The sequence below is a fragment of the Arthrobacter sp. zg-Y916 genome (assembly GCF_020907385.1).
Lineage (GTDB): Bacteria > Actinomycetota > Actinomycetes > Actinomycetales > Micrococcaceae > Arthrobacter_B > Arthrobacter_B caoxuetaonis.
The window spans coordinates 178,261-196,884 of record NZ_JAJJOD010000006.1 but is presented as its reverse complement, the minus strand read 5'-3'; the positions used below and the strand labels follow the sequence as shown (position 1 = coordinate 196,884).

Below are 18,624 nucleotides of genomic sequence, written 5' to 3'. Positions count from 1 at the left end.
GCCCGGCCGGCCGGACCACTGAATCCGCATCAGCCCTGGCAGTCCTGGACAAGGGACTCTGCCAGGGCTGACGCATGTCCGGAACGGTCCGTTGCACCGGCCCTGAGGAACAGGGCAACACTCTCCTGCAGGCGCTCGGCTGCCTGCCGGCTCTCGCCGAGTGACGCCAGGCTGATGCCCAGTTGAAGGGCAACCTCTGCTGCTGTCTGCGGCGCCAGCCGCTCCCGCTCGGCGTACGCCTGGGACAGGAGGATGACCGCTTCGACGTTGTTCCCCCGCAGGTGCTGCCAGCGGCCGCGTGAGTGGAGCAGGTCCAGGGTGTCGGATGAGGATTCACCGACGACGGCGAGGGCCGCCTGCGCTCTTTGCATACAGTCCAGCGTCATGTCATCGTGCAGGCCCGAGGAGAGCCGCATACTGGCCGATGCCTTGTTGAAGGACGCCCAGAGCTCAAGGTCCTGCCGGGGGCTGAGAAGCGAGGCGGCCCGCTGGTGGAACGCCTGGCCGCCTGTGCTGTCACCGCGCCGGAAAGCCACGTTTCCGACCGTCCAGAAACCCTTGCCGGCTGCGGTGGCATCAGGCACGGTGTCGAGCAGCGGGAGCAGCAGGACGCGGCAGATCTCCCAGGCTTCCGCCACCTTCCCGCTTTCGGTCAGGGCAGCTGCCAGGCACTGGTACGCCTCAAGAAGGACCACGCCGCCCTTGGCAGGGGCCGCCTCGGCTGCCGCGACTGCCGCCTTCGCCTGGCTGACAGCCTGAGCCAGGTTGCCCGAGCCCTGATACGCCGTTGCCAGAAGTGCCCGGGCACGGGCGCGAAGCGGGTCCCGCCTCAGGGCCAGCGGGTGCCGTGCCAGCAGCTGCGCCTGCTGGATGCATCCGGCATAGTTCTCCAATTTGAGCTGGGAGCGTGCGGCGAGGAAGGACAGGTCCCACCATTCGTCCACGTCCTGCTCAGCCAATGCGGCGGCTGCCCCGGCCAGAGCCTGATCCAGGCACTGCCGGTAGCTCCGTTCGTCCCACGACTGGGAGGCGCTCAGCGAGAGGTAGAGCGCACTCGCTGTTCCGCCCGGCCGCCGGAGGGCGCCCGGGGCTGCTGCAAGCTGCTGCACAAAGTGTTGGATCGCGCCGGGTCCCGGTTCCCGGCGTCCGGCTTCAAGCAGTGAAACGTCGCGCTCACGCAGCATCGGCGCAGCCAGTTCGGCACGGCTGAGGAAGCGATCCCGCCGTGCAGTCCTAAGCTTTTCGCCAAAGGTTTTGCCCATCGCCATATCCGCCGTTCGCCTTGGTGCGGCAGACTTAAGTCCGCCAAGGCTCGAATGCTACCGGCGGGTGTTAAGCCGCGGGAGAGCAAAAGGGACAACCGAGGAGGAATCGTATGAACACGTACCCGATGCATCCGGTGCAGTGCTCGAGGACGCGGGTTGGGGACTGGCCCGACTAGGCGAAAGGTCCTTGGACACCGGAGAAGCAGGGCTCTGGCGCTAGTATTAGGCAGTGACTGATTCCGTTTCGACGCCCGCTTCCCGGCCCAAGCCGCTCCTCGGCGCCACCGATATCCGGGCGCTGGCCGAGGAACTCGATGTCCGCCCCACAAAAACCCTCGGACAGAACTTCGTCATCGACGGGAACACCATCCGCAGGATTGTTGCGGCGGCGTCGCTGGACCCGGAGGAAACCGTCCTGGAGGTTGGACCCGGACTGGGATCCCTGACCCTCGGCCTCCTGGATGCGGCCCGCGAGGTGGTCGCCGTCGAGATTGATCCGGTACTGGCTGGACGGCTCCCCGAGACCGTCCGCACCTGGCGTCCGGCGGAAGCACAGAACCTGCATGTGGTCCTGGCCGATGCCATGCGGGTGACCGAACTGCCCGCGGAGCCCACCGCCCTGGTCGCGAATCTTCCCTACAACGTTGCCGTTCCCGTGGTGCTGCACCTTCTGGAGAACTTTCCAAGCCTGCGCCACGGCCTGGTCATGGTGCAGGACGAAGTTGCCGACAGGCTGGCGGCGAAGCCGGGCTCCAAGACGTACGGCGTGCCCTCGGTCAAGGCAGCCTGGTACGGGACCATGCGCAAGGCCGGCGTAATAGGGATGAACGTCTTCTGGCCTGCCCCGAAGATTGCCTCCGGCCTGGTCGGGTTTGAGCGGCACACGCCGCCGGACACGACCGCCAGCAGGGAGGAAGTGTTCGCCGTCATTGATGCGGCCTTTGCCCAGCGCCGGAAGACGCTGCGCGCGGCCCTTGCCGGCTGGGCCGGGAGCCCGGCGGAGGCCGAGCGGGCGCTTCGGGCTGCCGGAGTCGACCCCAGTGCCCGCGGTGAGGTGCTGGATATCCATGCCTACACCCGGATCGCGGAGGCGCGGCACGCAGCATGAGCATCCCGGGCATCCACACGGCGAGCGTCAGCGCGCCCGGAAAGATCAACGTTTTCCTGCAGGTGGGGCCGCTCCGTAAGGACGGCTACCACTCCGTGGCCAGCGTTTATCTGGCAGTGAGCCTGCTGGAGGACGTCCGGGCCACTGCGGGGCAGTCCGGAATCACTGTTGCCGTTGAAGGCGGCGGACCGCTGCGGATCCCCGTGGACGGCATCCCGCTGGGACCGGATAACCTCGTGGCCCGTGCGGCGGCGGAGCTGGCGCACCGGACCGGCCGCCGGGACCCGGCCGTGGATTTGCTGATCACCAAGCGGGTTCCCGTTGCCGGCGGCATGGGAGGCGGGTCCGCGGATGCGGCCGCTGCCCTCCTGGCGTGCAACTCCTTGTGGGGAACCGGCCTCTCACACACCGAGCTGGCCTCGATTGCTTCCGGTCTCGGCGCGGACGTGCCGTTCGCCCTTGCCGGGGGAGCCGCCGTCGGGCTGGGGGTTGGAGACCAGCTGACCCCGCTGGACGCGGAAGCGTCCCTGCATTGGGTGCTGGTCGCTTCCTCGATCGGGCTGTCCACGCCGGGGGTGTACCGGCGGCTGGATGAACTGCGTGCGGGCAGAAACATCCCCGAACCAGCTGCAGCCGATCCCCGGGTCCTGGAAGCAGTCCGGTCCGGGAACGCTGCCGCGCTGGCCGGCGTTATCCATAACGACCTGCAGGCTGCCGCACTGTCACTGGCGCCCCAGCTGGCACCTGTGCTGGACCGGGGACGGGAACTGGGTGCACTCGCCGGGATCGTGTCCGGATCCGGCCCCACCCTTGCTTTCCTGGCCGGCGGCGCGGCGGCAGCTGCGGACCTCGAATCGGCCCTGCGTGCCGAGGGGCACAACGCCCTTGCCGTGCACGGCCCGGCCCGCGGTGCGGAAGTCACCGCCCCGGCTGACATCACCTGAACCACCGACGAAAGTAGCTCCGATTGGCACACCTGCTTGGCGCTGAAAACCTCAGCATCGCCTTTGGCACCCGCACCATCCTGGACGGCGTCTCGCTGGGACTGGACCAGGGCGACCGGATCGGCATGGTGGGACGCAACGGCGACGGCAAATCGACCTTGATGCGCCTCCTCGCAGAGCGGCAGACGCCTGACGGCGGCAGGGTCACCCGCCGCCGCGACGTCACCGTGGGATACCTGGACCAATCTGATGTGCTCGACGGCGAACTCACCGTTGGACGCGCGATCGTCGGTGATGCCGCGGACCACGAATGGGCTTCCAACCCGCGGATCCGCGACGTCATGAGCGGCCTGGTCCAGGAAGTGGACTGGAACGCCAAGGTTTCCTCGCTTTCCGGCGGGCAGAAGCGGCGTGTCGCCCTCGCCAAGCTGCTGATGGGGGACGACGACGTCGTCATGCTGGATGAGCCAACCAACCACCTCGACGTCGAAGGCGTCGCCTGGCTGGCCCGGCACCTGAAGCAGCGCTGGCGCGCCACCGACGGCGCACTGCTGGTGGTCACCCACGACCGCTGGTTCCTTGACGAAGTCTGCACCCGGACCTGGGAAGTGCACGACGCCGTCGTCGATCCCTTCGACGGCGGTTATGCCGCGTATGTGCTGGCCCGGGCCGAACGCGACCGCACGGCGGCCGTGGTTGAGGGCAAACGGCAGCAGCTGATCAAGAAGGAACTCGCCTGGCTGCGCCGCGGCGCACCGGCCCGGACATCCAAGCCGAAGTTCCGGATCGAGGCCGCCAATACCCTGATCGCCGATGTTCCCGAGCCGCGGGACACCCTCTCGCTGAACAAGATGGCCACGGCGCGGCTGGGCAAGGACGTGCTGGACCTTGAGTCGGTCTCACTGACCCTGGGGGACACCGAACTCTTCCGCAATATCACCCTGCGCCTGGCTCCCGGCCAGCGGCTGGGAATCGTGGGTGTGAACGGCGCCGGCAAAACCACCCTGCTGCGCCTGCTCAACGGAACGGTGGAACCCACGTCGGGCCGGCTCAAGCGCGGCAAGACCGTGCAGACGGCTGTCCTCACCCAGGAGGTGCGGGAGCTGGATGAAGTCGCGGACCTGCGCGTTATCGAGGTCATCGAGAAGGAAAAGCGGGTCTTCAACGTTGGCGGACGCGAGTTGTCCGCCGGTCAGCTGGTGGAACAGCTGGGCTTCAGCTCCCAGCGCCAGTGGACACCGGTCCGCGAGCTTTCCGGCGGAGAACGCCGGCGGCTGCAGCTGCTCCGCCTGCTGGTGGGGGAGCCGAACGTGCTGATGCTGGATGAACCGACCAACGACCTGGACACCGACACCCTCGCAGCCGTCGAAGACGTGCTGGACGGCTGGCCTGGAACCCTGGTGGTGGTCTCGCACGACCGGTACCTGCTCGAACGCGTCACGGATACCCAGATGGCGCTGCTCGGTGACGGCAAGCTCCGGGACCTGCCCGGCGGCGTCGACCAGTACCTGGAGCTGCGCGAAGCAGCGCTGGCTTCCGGAGGAGCGGGCGGCGGAGGGGCCTCGCAGGCCACCCGCGCGGCGCAGGCCGGTGCCTCCCGTCCGGATGCTGCCCACGGAAGCGCCACGGCCACGGCCGTGGCAGGCAGCCTGTACTCCGAGGCGGACAAGCGCACGGCGCGGAAGGACCTCACCCGGATTGAGCGGCAGCTGAACAAGCTGGCCGCGCAGGCCGACAAGGTCCATGAGCAGATGAATGCCGAAACTGCCGGCGGCAATCCCGACTTCGAACGGCTGGCAGACCTGAACGCCAAGCTCAAGGCCGTTGCTGCCGAGCAGGAGGAACTGGAAATGGAGTGGCTCGAGGCTTCGGAGATCCTGGAATAACCTCCATCGAGATGACAGAAACTGCCCGTATCAGCGCTGAAACGGGCAGTTTCTGCTATCTCGGTGAGAGGGAAAGCTGCAGGGGTTAGCCGTCGACGCCGGGGGCCGGGTTTTCCTGGGCCAGCAGCTGGGGCAGCACGTGATCGCGCAGCAGCGGGGAAATGTCGTTGCGGGCGAAGGCCTCCGCCGGGGTCAGCCAGAGGGTTTCCTCGATTTCCGCGGCAGCCTGGGGTGCCTTGGCAGCACCGCTTCCAAACGGACCCGGAACGTTCAGCCCAAAGAGGCCGGCATCGATGAACGTATTGGCTTCATTCGCAGCGGGCCCGTACCAGCGGCCAATGTCGGACAAATCCTCCGGCGCAACGTCGAGCCCCAATTCCTCATTAACCTCGCGCGCAGCGGCAGTACGGAAATCTTCACCAGGTTCAAGCTTGCCGCCGGGCTGCATGAAGCGGCGGGTGCCGCGTTTGCGGACCAGCAGGATGCGTCCCTCGCTGTCCCGCAGCAGGACTGCCGAAAGGGTCAGGACCACAGGCGCTCCGGCTCCGGGAATGTAGCCCAGTGCGGGTTCCTTCTGCAGGCCGGTGAGTCCGTTCCAGGACAGGTTCACCAGATGCGCGGCCACCGTCGCCTTGTCCGGAGAGCGCGCATCCAGCCACCACTGCCCGGTCATCGCGACCATGCCCACCAGCATCTGGGCATACATTCCGCCGACTTCGGCGCTGAGGCCGCGGCTGCCGAATTCCTTGGAGAGAATGTGCTCCACGTCTGCGGCGATGCGCGAGAGCAGCGTGGAGAAGGTGCCTTCGGGCTGGGACGGAGGAGCATCGCGGACCAGGATGCGGAAACCGTCAGTGTGGTTTTCGATGTAGTCCAGGAGTGCATAGGCGGCCCGCTCCAGCAGGACGCGGGGACCGGCGTCGGCGCCCAGTGCCTCGGTGATGGCAGTAAGGAGCCGGTCGAATTCGGTGTCGACAACCTCCGTGTACAGGGCTTCCTTGGAGCCGAAGTGTTCATAGACCACGGGTTTGGAGACTCCGGCGCCGGCGGCGATGTCCTCGATCGTGGCACCCTCAAGTCCGCGCAGGGCGAAGAGGGAACGGGCGACGCCGATCAGCTGGGCCCTCCGCTGGATACCGGTCATGCGGGGCCTGGAGCGCGCCGCTGTTATTCTCGCCACTGTCCCAGTCTACGCATTCCCGCGCCGGCACCCCCGGCGGCCGGCGCTGGCCCAAGTCGCGGACGAGCCCGAAGACGTGGCAAACTTGACTCTTGTGTGCAGCCGGCGCTGCATACTTTCCGCCCTGGTGTAACGGCAGCACCCCGGCCTTTGGAGCCGTGGAGTATAGGTTCGAATCCTATGGGCGGAACGCAAAGGCGGCAGCCTCAACAGGGGGCAGGGAGCATCGCCCCGACCCCCTTCCGGACAACGTGTAGGAGCGCTTTTTCGTGAGCATGCAGGAACCGCAAAGTACCGGAACGAAGACCGAAGCCGGTCCGGCCGCCGTAATTGTCCTGGCCGCCGGGGCAGGCACCCGGATGAAGTCACGCCTCCCGAAGATCCTGCATCCCGTAGGCGGCGTTTCCATGGTCGGCCACGCACTGAACGCGGCCCAGGCGCTGCACCCGCGCACCCTCGCCGTCGTGGTTCGCCATGAACGCGAGCAGGTCGCGGAACACGTTGGCACGCAGCAGCCGGGAGCCCTGATCGTTGACCAGGACGACGTCCCGGGAACCGGCCGGGCAGTCCAGGCCGCCGTCGAAGCCATTGACGCCCTCACCCCGCTGGAAGGAACCGTCGTCGTGACTTACGGCGACGTGCCGCTGCTGGAAGCGGCCACCCTGCGCGAGCTGGTGGCAGTGCACAACGTGGACTCCAACGCCGTCACCGTCCTCACTGCCCGTGTTGAGGACCCCACCGGCTACGGCCGGGTACTGCGGGCCGAAGACGGAACCGTCACCGGAATCGTGGAGCAGAAGGACGCCACTGCCGAGCAGTTGGCCGTGAACGAAATTAACTCCGGCATCTACGCGTTCGACGCCGCTGTGCTGCGTTCGGCCCTGGCGGGGGTCAGCACGGACAACGCCCAGGGCGAGATGTACCTGACCGACGTCCTGGCCATTGCCCGGGCGGCAGGCGGCCGGGTTGCCGCCGTTGTCACCACGGATCAGTGGCAGGTCGAGGGCGCGAACGACCGCGTGCAGCTCGCAGCCCTGAACGCCGAGCACAACCGGCGGAACCTGGAGCGCTGGATGCGTGCCGGCGTGACCGTCGTGGACCCGGCAGCCACCTGGATCGATTCCACCGTCACCCTGGACGAGGACGTGACGATCCTTCCCGGCACCCAGCTGCACGGCACCACCACGGTGGCTCGCGACGCCGTCGTCGGCCCGGACACCACCCTCACCAACGTCAGCATCGGCGAGGGCGCCAAGGTGGTCCGCACCCACGGCTCTGACGCCGTGATCGGGGCAGGAGCCGACGTCGGGCCCTTCGCCTACCTGCGCCCGGGAACCCGGCTGGGGGAGCGGGGCAAGATCGGCACGTTCGTGGAAACCAAGAACGCGACCATCGGTACCGGTTCCAAGGTTCCGCACCTTTCCTATGTGGGGGACGCCACCATCGGCGAGCACTCGAACATCGGCGCAGCCTCCGTCTTCGTCAACTACGACGGCGTAAACAAGCACCACACCACGGTCGGATCGCACGTGCGGATGGGCAGCGACAACATGTACGTGGCGCCCGTCACCGTGGGGGACGGGGCGTACAGTGGAGCTGGAACGGTGATCCGCAAGGACGTTCCGGCGGGCTCGCTGGCCATCAACGTGGCGCCCCAGCGCAACCTCGAGAACTGGGTGCCGGCCAACCGTCCCGGCTCCGCTGCAGCGCAGGCCGCCGAGCGCGCCCAGACACAGACTTCCCTCTCCGGTACTGATATCCCCACGCGAGAAAGCGAACAGTCATGAGCAGCGTAATCACCGCACAAGGTGAAAAAAGGCTTGTCCTAGCCACAGGACGGGCACACCCTGAGCTGGCGGAGGAAGTGGCCAAGTGCCTCGACACGGAGCTGCTGCCTCTGGCTGCCTATGACTTCGCCAACGGCGAGATCTATGTGCGTCCGGGCGAGAGCGTGCGCGGCAAGGATGTTTTTGTTATCCAGGCCCACCCGGCACCGCTGAACAACTGGCTGATGGAACAGCTGATCATGATCGACGCGCTCAAGCGCGCTTCGGCCCAGCGCATCACCGTGGTTTCCCCGTTCTACCCCTACGCCCGCCAGGACAAGAAGGGCCGCGGCCGCGAGCCGATCTCCGCCCGCCTGGTGGCGGACCTGTACAAGACCGCCGGCGCAGACCGCATCATGAGCGTTGACCTGCACACCTCGCAGATCCAGGGCTTCTTCGACGGCCCCGTTGACCACCTGATGGCCATCCCGCTGCTGGCTGACTACATCCGCACCCGCGTGGACGTCGCCAACGTCACCGTGGTTTCCCCGGACACCGGCCGGGTCCGCGTTGCCGAGCAGTGGGCCGAGCGCCTCGGCGGCGCCCCGCTGGCCTTCGTGCACAAGAGCCGCGACCTCACCGTCCCGAACCAGGCCGTCTCCAAGCAGGTTGTAGGCCAGATTGAAGGCCGCACCTGCGTCCTGATCGATGACATGATCGACACCGGCGGAACGATCGCCGGCGCCGTGCGCGTGCTGAAGGAGGCCGGTGCAAAGGACGTCATCATCGCGGCCACCCACGCTGTGTTCTCCGATCCGGCTGCACGTACCCTGGCCGAGTCCGGCGCCCGCGAGGTCGTCGTCACGAACACCCTGCCGATCCCGGTCAACAAGCGCTTCGAGCAGCTGACCGTGCTCTCGATCGCCCCGCTGATCGCCCGCGCGATCCGTGAGGTCTTCGAAGACGGTTCAGTCACGAGTCTGTTCGACGGCAAGGCCTAGCCTCCCGCGTTCCCTTTTCATCGAGAGGCCAGTTACGGCCGGTTTGAGCGCTCAAACCAGCCGTAACTGGCCTCTCGGTGGTTGGGGAGGGATTTTGCCGGGGGCGGTGCGCGGAACGCGGGAGAGTGCGACGCCGGGAAGCTGGTAACATGGTCTTCGATGCCTAGGCGAGGGAGGCCCCGGAATTTCCCGGAGGACCTCCGTTATCGACGGTGGCTGGCAACTTCTCAACTGCACGCGTTCCCTTCAGGGACGCAGACGATGCAGCTTGGTTCGTTCCGATACCGGCGCCGGATAGGCAACTGAAATCCCGGAAGAACCACAACAGGAGTTAGCAATGTCTGAGCAGAAGCTCGCAGCCACCATCCGCACCGAATTCGGCAAGGGTGCAGCCCGTAAGGCACGCGTCGCCGGCAAGATCCCCGCAGTAATCTACGGCCACGGCGCCGACGTCATGCACATCCTGCTGCCGGCCAAGGCAACCACGCTGGCCGTCCGCACCCCGAACGCCCTGCTGGACATCGACGTTGACGGTGAAGCTCACCTGGCCCTGGCCAAGGATATCCAGCGCGATCCGATCAAGCAGATCATCGAGCACATCGATCTCCTGACCGTCCGCAAGGGCGAAAAGGTCGAGGTTGAGGTCAACGTCCACGTTGAAGGCGAACTGGCACCGGGTGCCAACGTGTTCAACCAGGAAGCCAACACTGTGCTGGTCTCCGCTGACGCCACCAACCTGCCGGAAACCATCACCGTGAGCATCGAAGGCCGCAAGGCCGGCGAGCACATCCACGCTTCGGACCTGGAACTGCCTGCCGGCGTCGAGCTCCTCCTCGATCCCGAGACCATGGTCATCAACATCTCCGAGTCCGCTGTCCAGGACCTCGGCGAAACCACTGAGACTGAAGCAGCCGCAGCTCCGGCTGCTCCCGCTGACGAGGCATAGTCCTCTTTGAACAGCAGCACCTGGCTTGTAGCCGGGCTCGGGAACCCCGGGCCCGGCTACAGCCGTAACCGGCACAATGTCGGCCAGATGGTCCTCGACGAGCTTGCGTCCCGGATGGGCGGCACGTTCAAATCGCACAAGGCACGTGCCCAGGTCCTGGAGGGCCGCATCGGCATCGGCGGCCCGCGAGTGGTCCTGGCCAAACCCCTGACGTACATGAACCTTTCGGGCGGACCGGTTTCTGCCCTGGCCCGTTTCTACGGGATTGACCCTGAGAATGTCGTGGCCGTCCACGACGAGATCGACATTCCCTTCAACACCGTCAAGCTGAAGCTTGGCGGGGGAGAAGGCGGACACAACGGACTCCGCGACATTTCCAAGGCGCTGGGCACCAAGGACTACCTCCGTGTGCGCATCGGTGTGGGGCGCCCTCCCGGCCGGATGGAAACGGCCGATTACGTGCTGAAGGACTTCGGCAGCGTTGAGTCCAAAGAGCTTCCATTCCTGGTTTCCGACGGTGCGGATGCCGTTGAACTCCTCCTTTCCGAGGGACTCACAGCCGCCCAGCAGAAGTTCCATACCGGCTCCTGAACTGAGTTTTCCGGCATAGCCGCAGGTCACGGCATACGAGTAGGACCCCGGCAATTTTCGGGTAATTAACCAGTGTTCCCAGCCCCCCTTTGGGGCATTGTTTGCCCCATGGGCCGGGCCTAGACTGGCCCTAGCCTTCGGGCTCCTGAGCGGGGCCGGCGTCGGGAGGCCTCCGAGACTGGGCCACCCCCATCCCGGCGCCGGTCCCTTTTCATCCCCATATCTAACACGCTCCGTCTATACCTTCCTATGGAGGTAGATGGAGCGTACTGTGACTCCAGTGACTCGCGCTGCTGGCTGCGCTTCACACATCGATATGGGGCACTGCGGGGGAGACACATGGAACGGCGAGAAGTGCCGCGCGAATTGGCTGGCGCGGCATGACATCCGGCAAGACAGACGTAGCACTTGTTGGCCGGGACTCCGTTCTCCACAAGCTCAAATCAGAACGGGACGGTCGCCGGGGCGTCCTGATCGTCGGCCCGGCCGGAAGCGGGAAGACGGCATTGGCAGAAGCCCTTGCCGAGAGCGCGTCAGGCTTTTATGTTCTCAAACTGCACGGGACACAGGTTTCGCGCAAAACCCCTTACGGCGCCATGGCCAGGTGGCTGAGCCAACTTCCCGATGCCGGCCAGCTGCATCCAGTACAGGTGCTGCAGGAGGTGCAGCGTTTTTTGCAGCTGCAAGCCGGCAAAGCACCGCTCCTGGTAGTTGTGGATGACGCAGACCAGCTCGACGCCCCTTCGGCCCTTGTTCTTTCCCAGTTGGTGCGGGGCGGAAACGCTACCGTCATAGCCACGGCCAGGGATGTCCTCCACGCCGAGCCGGAAATCCTTGAACTCTGGTCTCACGGCTATCTCCAGAGGACAGATCTTGAGCCCCTGCCGCCAAGCGGCGTCCGTGCACTCATGCAACACGTGCTGGGCCGTCCCGTATCAGAGCCCGCCGGGACAGCGATGTGGATTCAGACCCGAGGCAATCCGCACCACACCATCCTGATGACGAAAGACCAGGTAAAGGCGAAGCGGCTGGTTCTTTCGGACGGCGTCTGGGTAATGGCCCGCTCCTATGTACATACAGGTTCCATCGCGGAGCTCTTTTCCGCTGAGGTGGCCAGGCTCCGGCCGGAGCAGCGCAGGGCAGTGGAAATACTGGCCTTCACCAAGAGTTTGCCGGTGCCGCTCATGCTGGAGCTGTCAGCGCCCGAAACTCTGGACTCACTGCAGGAATCCGGCGTGGTCGAACTTACCACCGGCAGGACTCCGATGATGCGGTTGAACGATCCGCTGCTGGCCACGGTTGTCTCCGAAAACGTGCCCCTGGGACGCAGCCATCAGCTGTGGCAGCAGGTAACACCCCATATCAAGCGCGAAGTGGAACTGGACCCTGCTACCGTCACTGCCTATGTCTCATGGTCGCTGGCCTGCGAGGGCCGGCCGCACCCGGACCTCGTGCTGCGTGCTGCCAAGCTGGCGAACGGAATGGGCAGGCCTTCCGCCGCACTGCTCTACGCCCAGTCCGTCGCCGGAGACGGACCGCACCAGGACCTGCTGATTGAGGAAGTCCGTGCCCTGAACGCCCTGGGCGAGAACCAGCGCGCGTTGAGCATCCTCAGGCAATCCGAAGAGGGCTTTCGGGCCACCCGGTGGGAACGATGGACCGAGCTGATGCTGCTCAAGGCTGTCCTGCTGCGCAGCCTGCCAAAAGAAGGCAACGCGCAGGAGGTCCTGGACGGGCTGTGTCCACCGCCGGGGACTGGCTATCCTGCCGAGAGGGAGGCAGCCCTCACCTTGGTGCAGGCGGAGGTGTGGATGGCCGGCGGCGACTATCACGCGGCCGTCGAGCCCCTGCTGGGCATCCGGGACCGCCGGGATACTCCCGAGAGGTTCAGGGCCCTGTCGACTGCCATGGCGGCAGAATCACTGGCTATGACAGGACGGGCGGAGGAGGCTGTAGAGCTGATCGAGCAGTCATGGGAACTGCTGCAGGCTCCGATGGAAGCTGCTGACCAGAGTACTCTGGTGACCCGCGTCTTCTATGCCTTCTACGCGGCAGGAGAACTGGACCGCGCCTCCGGCTTCGTTCAGGCGCTGAGTGACGGAATCCCTGAATCCTACCGGGGAACTGCCGGTGAACTGGCCAAAGGGTTCATCCACGCCGCCGCCGGCGAAAACGACGCAGCACTGGATGTGCTGGTGCCGGGACTGTGCCAGCTGAGGTTCCGCGACCCTGCAGACCTGCTCCCCCTCGCAGCTGCACTGGTCTCCTACGTGTACGCCCAACGAGGGGACGCCGTTCAGGCTGCCGCGTACCTGGACCTGGCGCCCCGTTTCAGGCACAAGCCGTCCTGGCATGTCGAAAAGATCAGTGAATACTTCCGGACCATTGCCCAGGAAAGCGGGGCGGCCCCACAGCGGCTCACCCAGATGGCTGAAGAGGCGAACCAGCGGGGGAACACCTCCTTTGCGCTGGCCTGCCTTGAAGCGGCTGTGTCTCAGGGGGACCAGCGGGCGGCGGCCGAGTTGGCCGGGGTTGCTGCCGCGGCATCCGGTCGGTGGGCCGAAGCGTTGAAAGCGTATGGCCAGGGCGTGGCCGACGGGGATCCCCGGTTGCTGCTTGAGGCAGCGCAGGGCGCGGCAGCACTTGGCAATCACCGCCTGGCTTACCTGGCAGCCCAACTGGTACGCAAGCAGGGAGGCGCCACGCCGGCGCCCAGCGTGCTTCGCAGTGCCGCTGGTGTTGAAAACAACGCCTATCGTAAACTCCGCCGGGAGCACAGTCTCGAACGGATGCTGGAAGGGCTCAGCGATTTTGAAGCCCGGCTGGTTCACCTGGCAAGAGGGTTCCAGACACGGACCGAAATAGCCGGTGAACTGAATCTGTCAGCCCGTACCGTGGACTGGCATCTGGGAAAGCTGTTCGAAAAGCTGCGTGTGTCCGGGCGGTCCGAGTTGAGAGAGATTCTGGGCTAGGAACGATCCGGGAGTGAGGTGGGGGAATAATGCAAGGTTTTGCTTCGCAGCAGTTGGTTGGCCGCGATGAGGAGGTTGGCGCAGTCCTGGCCAGCCTGCGCTCGGCTGAGCTGCATGGTGCTTTGATTGTGGCCGAAGCAGGGCTGGGCAAGAGCGCCGTGGCTAACGTCGTGGCTGCGACGCTGGGCAGGGAAATGCCCGTGCACCGGGTTCATGCCAGCTCCGCATTGACCGGAATCCCTTTCGGGGCACTGGCGCCCCTGCTTCCCGTCCTCTCAGCCCATGACACGGATTCACCCCTTGCCGTAATGCGGGCCCTGCTTGAACGCCTGCGGCCCGCAGACCGCGAAGGGCGGGTGCTGCCGCTGGTAGTGGTGGATGACGCCCACGCACTGGATGAGGCAAGTGCCGACCTGCTCTCGCAGCTCATGGTCTCCGGCACCGTGCGGATGCTGCTGCTTACCCGGAGCATTACGGACATCCCGGCCGGGATACCCGCACTGGTTTGGAGCGGAGTGATTTCGCGGCACCACCTGCTGCCCCTCACTGACGCCCAGGTCCACGAACTGTGCAGCCAGGTCCTTGGGGGACCGGTCCTCAGCACCACGAGTGCCGAGCTGGCCCGGAAGAGCGGTGGAAACCCGATGTTTGTCCTGGCTCTGCTCGCCGAGACACGGCGGACCGGGAACCTGGTGTCCCGCCACGGCGTGTGGCTGCTGGGAGAAAACGTCCGCCCGCCCCAGGGGCGCCTTGGGGACCTCCTGAAAGCCCAGCTCTCCGGGCTTTCGAACGAAGAGCGGGAAGCCATGGAGATTATTGCGCTGGCGGAACCGGTGCCCGTCGGGGTGGCGTTCCAGCTGGGCCTGCACCGGTCCGTGGACTCCCTGACGGCCTCGAACCTGGTCAGCGTGGAACACGAAGGGCCTCGATTGCTGCGTCCCAGGCACCCGCTGTACGGGGAGCTGGTGCGGCACATGGTTCCTGCGGCGCGCAGCGCGCGCCTGCGGCAGAGGGTGCTCGAGGTCCTGCCGGAGCATACCGATTCCATGGACGGGCTGCTGCGCAGCGTTGCCTGGTCCCTGGACTGCGGCGCAAAGGTTCCCGACGACCAGCTGCTCCGGGCAGCCTTCATGGCCAACAATTTCTTCGACAGCAACTTCGCCCTGCGAGCGGCCCGGGAGATCCAGGATCCGCAGCTGCTGCCGGCGGCCAGCGTCCAGATTGCCCGGGCACACTACCAAAGCGGAAATCACCGGGCAGCCCGGGAGCTCGTCGCCGGCACGGTCGATGCTTCCACGGACCTCACGACCGCCAAACTGGGAACCCTGCTGGAGGTGCAGCTAAGACAGCACGGGGAATCCAACGCGGAGGAAGTCCACGGTGTCCGCCGCGCCTGGGAGGCCGCCATCGACCGCATTGAGTCCAGCGCATCCGCCGAGGGCCCGGCAGACGCCGAAATGCTGTCCGACATCGCCTCCTCACGGCGTGGCGCAGCGCTGCTCGGGGCCCTCATTGATGTCGCAGCGGGGAGTTACCGCACCACCGCCGCCAAGCTAACGGATCTGCTCACCGAGGCGCGTGCAGCAGGCGACCTGGAAGCGGTACTGGTTGCCTCGGCCCTGCTCGGTGACATCCACACCTGTACCGGGCGGGCAGAGACAGCGGTCAACTTCACCCGTGAAGCACTGGGGATCGTGCTGCGAAACGACCACCGTTTCCTGGCTTACTACCAATTCGTCCTGCACCGCCATCTCTCAGCCCTGCTTTGGGCCGGTTACTGGGACGAAGCACAGAACTCGGTGCACCAGGATCTTGTCGCCTCCTCTCGGAGCTTCATCCGGATCGGGGGCTCTGTGGACCTGTGCCTCGCCGTAATGGACCTGCGCCGGGGTGAGCTGCGTGCTGCACTGCCCAAGCTTGCGGCGGCCATCGAGGGCCTGCGGGCACACGATCCTGAGGGAAGCCTTCCCCTGGCCCTCGCGATTGCCGCGCAGATCTCCGCACGGCAGGGCGATACCGGAAGGGCAGACGAACTCCTGGCCGACGCCGGAGAGCTGACACCCCGCGGGACCCTGACGACGCGCGTCATAGCGGCAGGTAACCGCCTCGCCGCGGAATACGCCCGGACGAATGATCCTGCCTTTCTCGAGGAGCTCCGCGAAGCGGCAGCGCAGGCCGAAGAGCAAGGACTCGTGGCGGCCGAATTCGAGCTGCGGGCACTCAGCATGAATCTCGGCGATTCCACGAGCATGAACCGCCTCCTGAAGTTGAGCGAAGACGTCCAAGGGCCGCGCGGACGTGCCATGAGTGTCTTCGCCAGGGCTGTCCTGGACCAGGACGTTACGGCCCTGTTGCATATCGCCGCGGAGCCCGTCGACGCCGACAGTGAGGGGCTGCGGCCGCTGGCACTCCAGGAAGCACTGAGGCTGGCAAAGACCAGTGGTGACCGTACCCAGGTACAGAGAGTCCAACGGAGCATCGGCAAGGGCACCGACGCTTCTGCTGCCCGCCGCAATGCCTCGGGACCGCCGGTTCTCACCCGCCGCGAGAAGGACGTTGCGGCATTGGTCATCAAGGGATACCGGAACGCTGAAGTGGCGGAGCGGCTGTACTTGTCGGTCCGGACCGTGGAAGGACATATCTACCGGATCTTCGAGAAGCTCGGCATCAGCAAACGTGACGAGCTGACCGCCGAGCTGATGGGGGAGTAGCGCGCCGACTGTCTCTACTCGGTAGGGAAGGAATCTGTCCGGGTAGAAACCGGTGACGACCGGTATACGGTACTCATCCGACCCGTTGCCCGCTGTTCGTAGGGTGTTCCGCAGTATCAAGCTCAGCCCCCATGGCTGCGGACAGAACAGTTGGTCTCAAAAGTGCACCCATCACCCGCCCTTGCTTCGGCCTTGCCCGAAACCCCCCTGAACGTCGCAGTCATCGGTGCCGGCTACTGGGGGCCCAACCTGGCACGGAACTTCCACGGCAGCACAGATTGGCGTCTGAGGGCCATCTGCGATCTCGACACCGAGCGGGCCGGGCGCCTGGCAGCCTCAGCGGGAGGGGTGCCGGTGCTTTCCTCAGTTGAGGAACTGCTCCTGGACCCGGAGCTCGACGCCGTGGCCATCGCCACGCCGGCCCGCACCCACCACTTGATCGCTACTGCCGCGCTCGCCGCAGGCAAACACGTCCTGGTGGAGAAGCCCCTGGCCGATGCCCTGGTCCTGGGTGAACAGATGGTGCAGATGGCCGAGGACGCCGGCCTGATCCTGATGGCGGACCACACATACTGCTACACCCCGGCCGTGCTGAAAATCCGGGAACTCGTGGCTGCCGGTGAACTTGGCGAAATCCTCTTCATCGATTCGGTGCGCATCAACCTGGGACTGATCCAGCCCGACGTCGACGTCTTCTGGGACCTTGCACCGCATGACCTCTCCATTCTGGACTTCATCCTGCCGGGCGGCCTGAAGCCGGCACGGGTCTCCGCGCACGGATCCGATCCTGTGGGCGCCGGTACGGCCTGCGTGGGACACCTGGTCCTGGAACTCGAGACCGGCGCCATGGCACACATCCACGTGAACTGGCTCAGCCCTACCAAGATCCGGCAGCTGGTCATCGGCGGAAGCCGCCGCACCCTGGTCTGGGACGACCTCAACCCCCAGCAGAGGCTGAGCATCTATGACCGCGGCGTAAACCTGAGCCGCGACACGGGGGAGGACGAACGTTCCGCGTCCAACATCTCCTACCGGCTGGGCGACACCTGGTCACCGGCCTTGCCCGAACACGAAGCCCTGGCAGCGATGGTCACCGAATTCGCAGCCAGCATCCGGACTGGAAGGCCTTCCCTGACCAGCGGTTCAGCCGGCGTCCGCGTCCTATCGGTGCTCGAAGCCGCTACCCAGAGCCAGAAAACCGGTACCCCCGTCCGGCTCCTCCCCACTCGCGAACTGGAATCCGCCTCATGACACAGTCCCCATCCCTGCAGGGCGCGGCAGCGCTCGTTACCGGCGGTGCCGGAACCATTGGCTCCGCCATCGTTGACCAGCTCCTGGCGGCCGGCGCCGGAGAGGTGCGCGTTCTGGACAACCTGGTCCGCGGCCGCCGCGCAAACCTTGCCGATGCCCTGGAAGATCCGCGGGTCAGCCTCTACGAAGGCGACATCCGCAACCGTGACCTGGTCCACGACCTCACGGCCGGAGCGGATCTGGTCTTCCACCAGGCGGCAATCCGTATTACCCAGTGCGCCGAAGACCCCCGGCTGGCGCTTGAAGTGCTGGCCGATGGAACCTTCAACGTGCTGGAAGCAGCCGCTGCGCACAACGTGGGAAGGGTCGTGGCAGCCTCCAGCGCCTCCGTCTACGGGCTCGCCGAGCAATTTCCCACCCCCGAGAGCCATCACCTGCACAGCAACGACACTTTCTACGGGGCTGCCAAGGCGTTCAACGAAGGCATGCTGCGCAGCTTCCACGCCATGTACGGACTTCGGTACACGGGGTTGCGGTACTTCAACGTCTACGGGCCGCGCATGGACGTCCACGGGGTCTATACCGAGGTCCTGGTGCGGTGGATGGAGAGGATCGCAGACGGGAAGCCGCCGCTGATTTTCGGCAGCGGATCGCAGACGATGGACTTCGTCTACACCACCGACATCGCGCGGGCCAACGTGCTGGCCGCACAACAGGGAGTCCCCGGGGCGATCTACAACGTTGCCAGCGGAACGGAAACCAGTTTGCTGCAGCTGGCCCGGCAGCTGCTGGAGGTCATGCATTCAGACCTCGACGTCGAGTTCGGCCCTGAACGTGAGGTCAACGGCGTCAGCAGGCGGCTGGCTGACACAACGGCTGCGCAGGCCGAGCTGGGCTTCACAGCGGAAGTGCCCCTGGCCAAAGGCCTGGCTGAGCTTGTGGAGTGGTGGCTTCCGCTGCGCTCGGAGATCGCGGCCGGACGGGGGAGCACAGGAGTATGAAC

General features: G+C 65.8%; 13 protein-coding genes and 1 tRNA gene. 12 read left to right on the top strand and 2 right to left on the bottom strand.

Annotated features, from left to right (window positions below):
• Positions 1–29: 29 nt before the first annotated feature.
• Positions 30–1,268, bottom strand: a complete 1,239-nt coding sequence (locus LOC59_RS10980) for a helix-turn-helix domain-containing protein (protein WP_229971946.1) — start codon at positions 1,266–1,268, stop codon at positions 30–32.
• 226 nt (positions 1,269–1,494) lie between these two features.
• Here LOC59_RS10980 and rsmA point away from each other — a divergent pair, with 226 nt between their 5' ends.
• From rsmA to LOC59_RS10965, 3 genes are read left to right on the top strand one after another with little or no spacing between them, the layout of a single operon-like run.
• On the top strand, positions 1,495–2,373 hold the full coding sequence (gene rsmA, locus LOC59_RS10975; protein ID WP_227895102.1) for a 16S rRNA (adenine(1518)-N(6)/adenine(1519)-N(6))-dimethyltransferase RsmA: 879 nt from the start codon (positions 1,495–1,497) through the stop codon (positions 2,371–2,373).
• Entirely contained in the window at positions 2,370–3,317 is a 948-nt protein-coding gene (locus LOC59_RS10970; RefSeq protein WP_229971944.1) for a 4-(cytidine 5'-diphospho)-2-C-methyl-D-erythritol kinase, read from the top strand. The genes rsmA and LOC59_RS10970 overlap by 4 nt, the downstream gene beginning before the upstream one ends.
• A gap of 23 nt (positions 3,318–3,340) precedes the next feature.
• On the top strand, positions 3,341–5,203 hold the full coding sequence (locus LOC59_RS10965) for an ABC-F family ATP-binding cassette domain-containing protein (RefSeq protein ID WP_227895098.1): 1,863 nt from the start codon (positions 3,341–3,343) through the stop codon (positions 5,201–5,203).
• An 85-nt stretch (positions 5,204–5,288) separates the two neighbouring features.
• Here LOC59_RS10965 and LOC59_RS16780 read toward each other — a convergent pair whose 3' ends face one another.
• Positions 5,289–6,383 carry a TetR family transcriptional regulator gene (locus LOC59_RS16780; protein WP_331460444.1) on the bottom strand — a complete coding sequence of 365 codons (1,095 nt, stop codon included), beginning with the start codon at positions 6,381–6,383 and terminating at the stop codon, positions 5,289–5,291.
• 118 nt (positions 6,384–6,501) lie between these two features.
• Here LOC59_RS16780 and LOC59_RS10950 point away from each other — a divergent pair.
• The 9 genes from LOC59_RS10950 (at position 6,502) to LOC59_RS10910 (ending at position 18,622) form a co-directional block, all read left to right on the top strand.
• Positions 6,502–6,573 (top strand) — tRNA-Gln (locus tag LOC59_RS10950).
• Between the two features lie 85 nt (positions 6,574–6,658).
• Positions 6,659–8,170 (top strand): bifunctional UDP-N-acetylglucosamine diphosphorylase/glucosamine-1-phosphate N-acetyltransferase GlmU, encoded by a 1,512-nt coding sequence (gene glmU / locus LOC59_RS10945; protein ID WP_227895335.1) that lies wholly within the window; start codon positions 6,659–6,661, stop codon positions 8,168–8,170.
• Positions 8,167–9,150, top strand: a complete 984-nt coding sequence (locus LOC59_RS10940; protein ID WP_227895096.1) for a ribose-phosphate diphosphokinase — start codon at positions 8,167–8,169, stop codon at positions 9,148–9,150. The genes glmU and LOC59_RS10940 overlap by 4 nt, the downstream gene beginning before the upstream one ends.
• Positions 9,151–9,487: 337 nt before the next feature.
• Positions 9,488–10,096: a 50S ribosomal protein L25/general stress protein Ctc gene (locus LOC59_RS10935; protein WP_227895094.1), complete on the top strand. Its 609-nt coding sequence runs from the start codon at positions 9,488–9,490 to the stop codon at positions 10,094–10,096.
• A 6-nt stretch (positions 10,097–10,102) separates the two neighbouring features.
• A complete protein-coding gene (gene pth / locus LOC59_RS10930) occupies positions 10,103–10,687 on the top strand; it encodes an aminoacyl-tRNA hydrolase (RefSeq protein ID WP_227895092.1) in 585 nt (194 codons plus the stop codon).
• Between the two features lie 380 nt (positions 10,688–11,067).
• The gene (locus LOC59_RS10925) at positions 11,068–13,659 is read left to right on the top strand and encodes an AAA family ATPase (RefSeq protein ID WP_229971942.1); all 2,592 of its coding nucleotides are present in this window, start codon (positions 11,068–11,070) and stop codon (positions 13,657–13,659) included.
• A 29-nt stretch (positions 13,660–13,688) separates the two neighbouring features.
• Positions 13,689–16,370, top strand: a complete 2,682-nt coding sequence (locus LOC59_RS10920) for a LuxR C-terminal-related transcriptional regulator (protein WP_227916448.1) — start codon at positions 13,689–13,691, stop codon at positions 16,368–16,370.
• Positions 16,371–16,562: 192 nt separating this feature from the next.
• Positions 16,563–17,621 carry a Gfo/Idh/MocA family protein gene (locus LOC59_RS10915; protein ID WP_227895087.1) on the top strand — a complete coding sequence of 353 codons (1,059 nt, stop codon included), beginning with the start codon at positions 16,563–16,565 and terminating at the stop codon, positions 17,619–17,621.
• Positions 17,618–18,622: an NAD-dependent epimerase/dehydratase family protein gene (locus LOC59_RS10910; RefSeq protein ID WP_227895085.1), complete on the top strand. Its 1,005-nt coding sequence runs from the start codon at positions 17,618–17,620 to the stop codon at positions 18,620–18,622. Before LOC59_RS10915 ends, LOC59_RS10910 begins: the two co-directional genes overlap by 4 nt.
• Positions 18,623–18,624: the final 2 nt, after the last annotated feature.

Excerpts from the sequence above, each read along its gene's own strand:
- LOC59_RS10980 (WP_229971946.1), bottom strand. The coding sequence starts at position 1,268 with ATGGCGATGGGCAAAACCTTTGGCGAAAAGCTTAGGACTGCACGGCGG.
- LOC59_RS10970 (WP_229971944.1), top strand. The coding sequence starts at position 2,370 with ATGAGCATCCCGGGCATCCACACGGCGAGCGTCAGCGCGCCCGGAAAG.
- glmU (WP_227895335.1), top strand. The coding sequence starts at position 6,659 with ATGCAGGAACCGCAAAGTACCGGAACGAAGACCGAAGCCGGTCCGGCC.
- LOC59_RS10940 (WP_227895096.1), top strand. The coding sequence starts at position 8,167 with ATGAGCAGCGTAATCACCGCACAAGGTGAAAAAAGGCTTGTCCTAGCC.
- LOC59_RS10935 (WP_227895094.1), top strand. The coding sequence starts at position 9,488 with ATGTCTGAGCAGAAGCTCGCAGCCACCATCCGCACCGAATTCGGCAAG.
- LOC59_RS10925 (WP_229971942.1), top strand. The coding sequence starts at position 11,068 with ATGACATCCGGCAAGACAGACGTAGCACTTGTTGGCCGGGACTCCGTT.
- LOC59_RS10920 (WP_227916448.1), top strand. The coding sequence starts at position 13,689 with ATGCAAGGTTTTGCTTCGCAGCAGTTGGTTGGCCGCGATGAGGAGGTT.
- LOC59_RS10910 (WP_227895085.1), top strand. The coding sequence starts at position 17,618 with ATGACACAGTCCCCATCCCTGCAGGGCGCGGCAGCGCTCGTTACCGGC.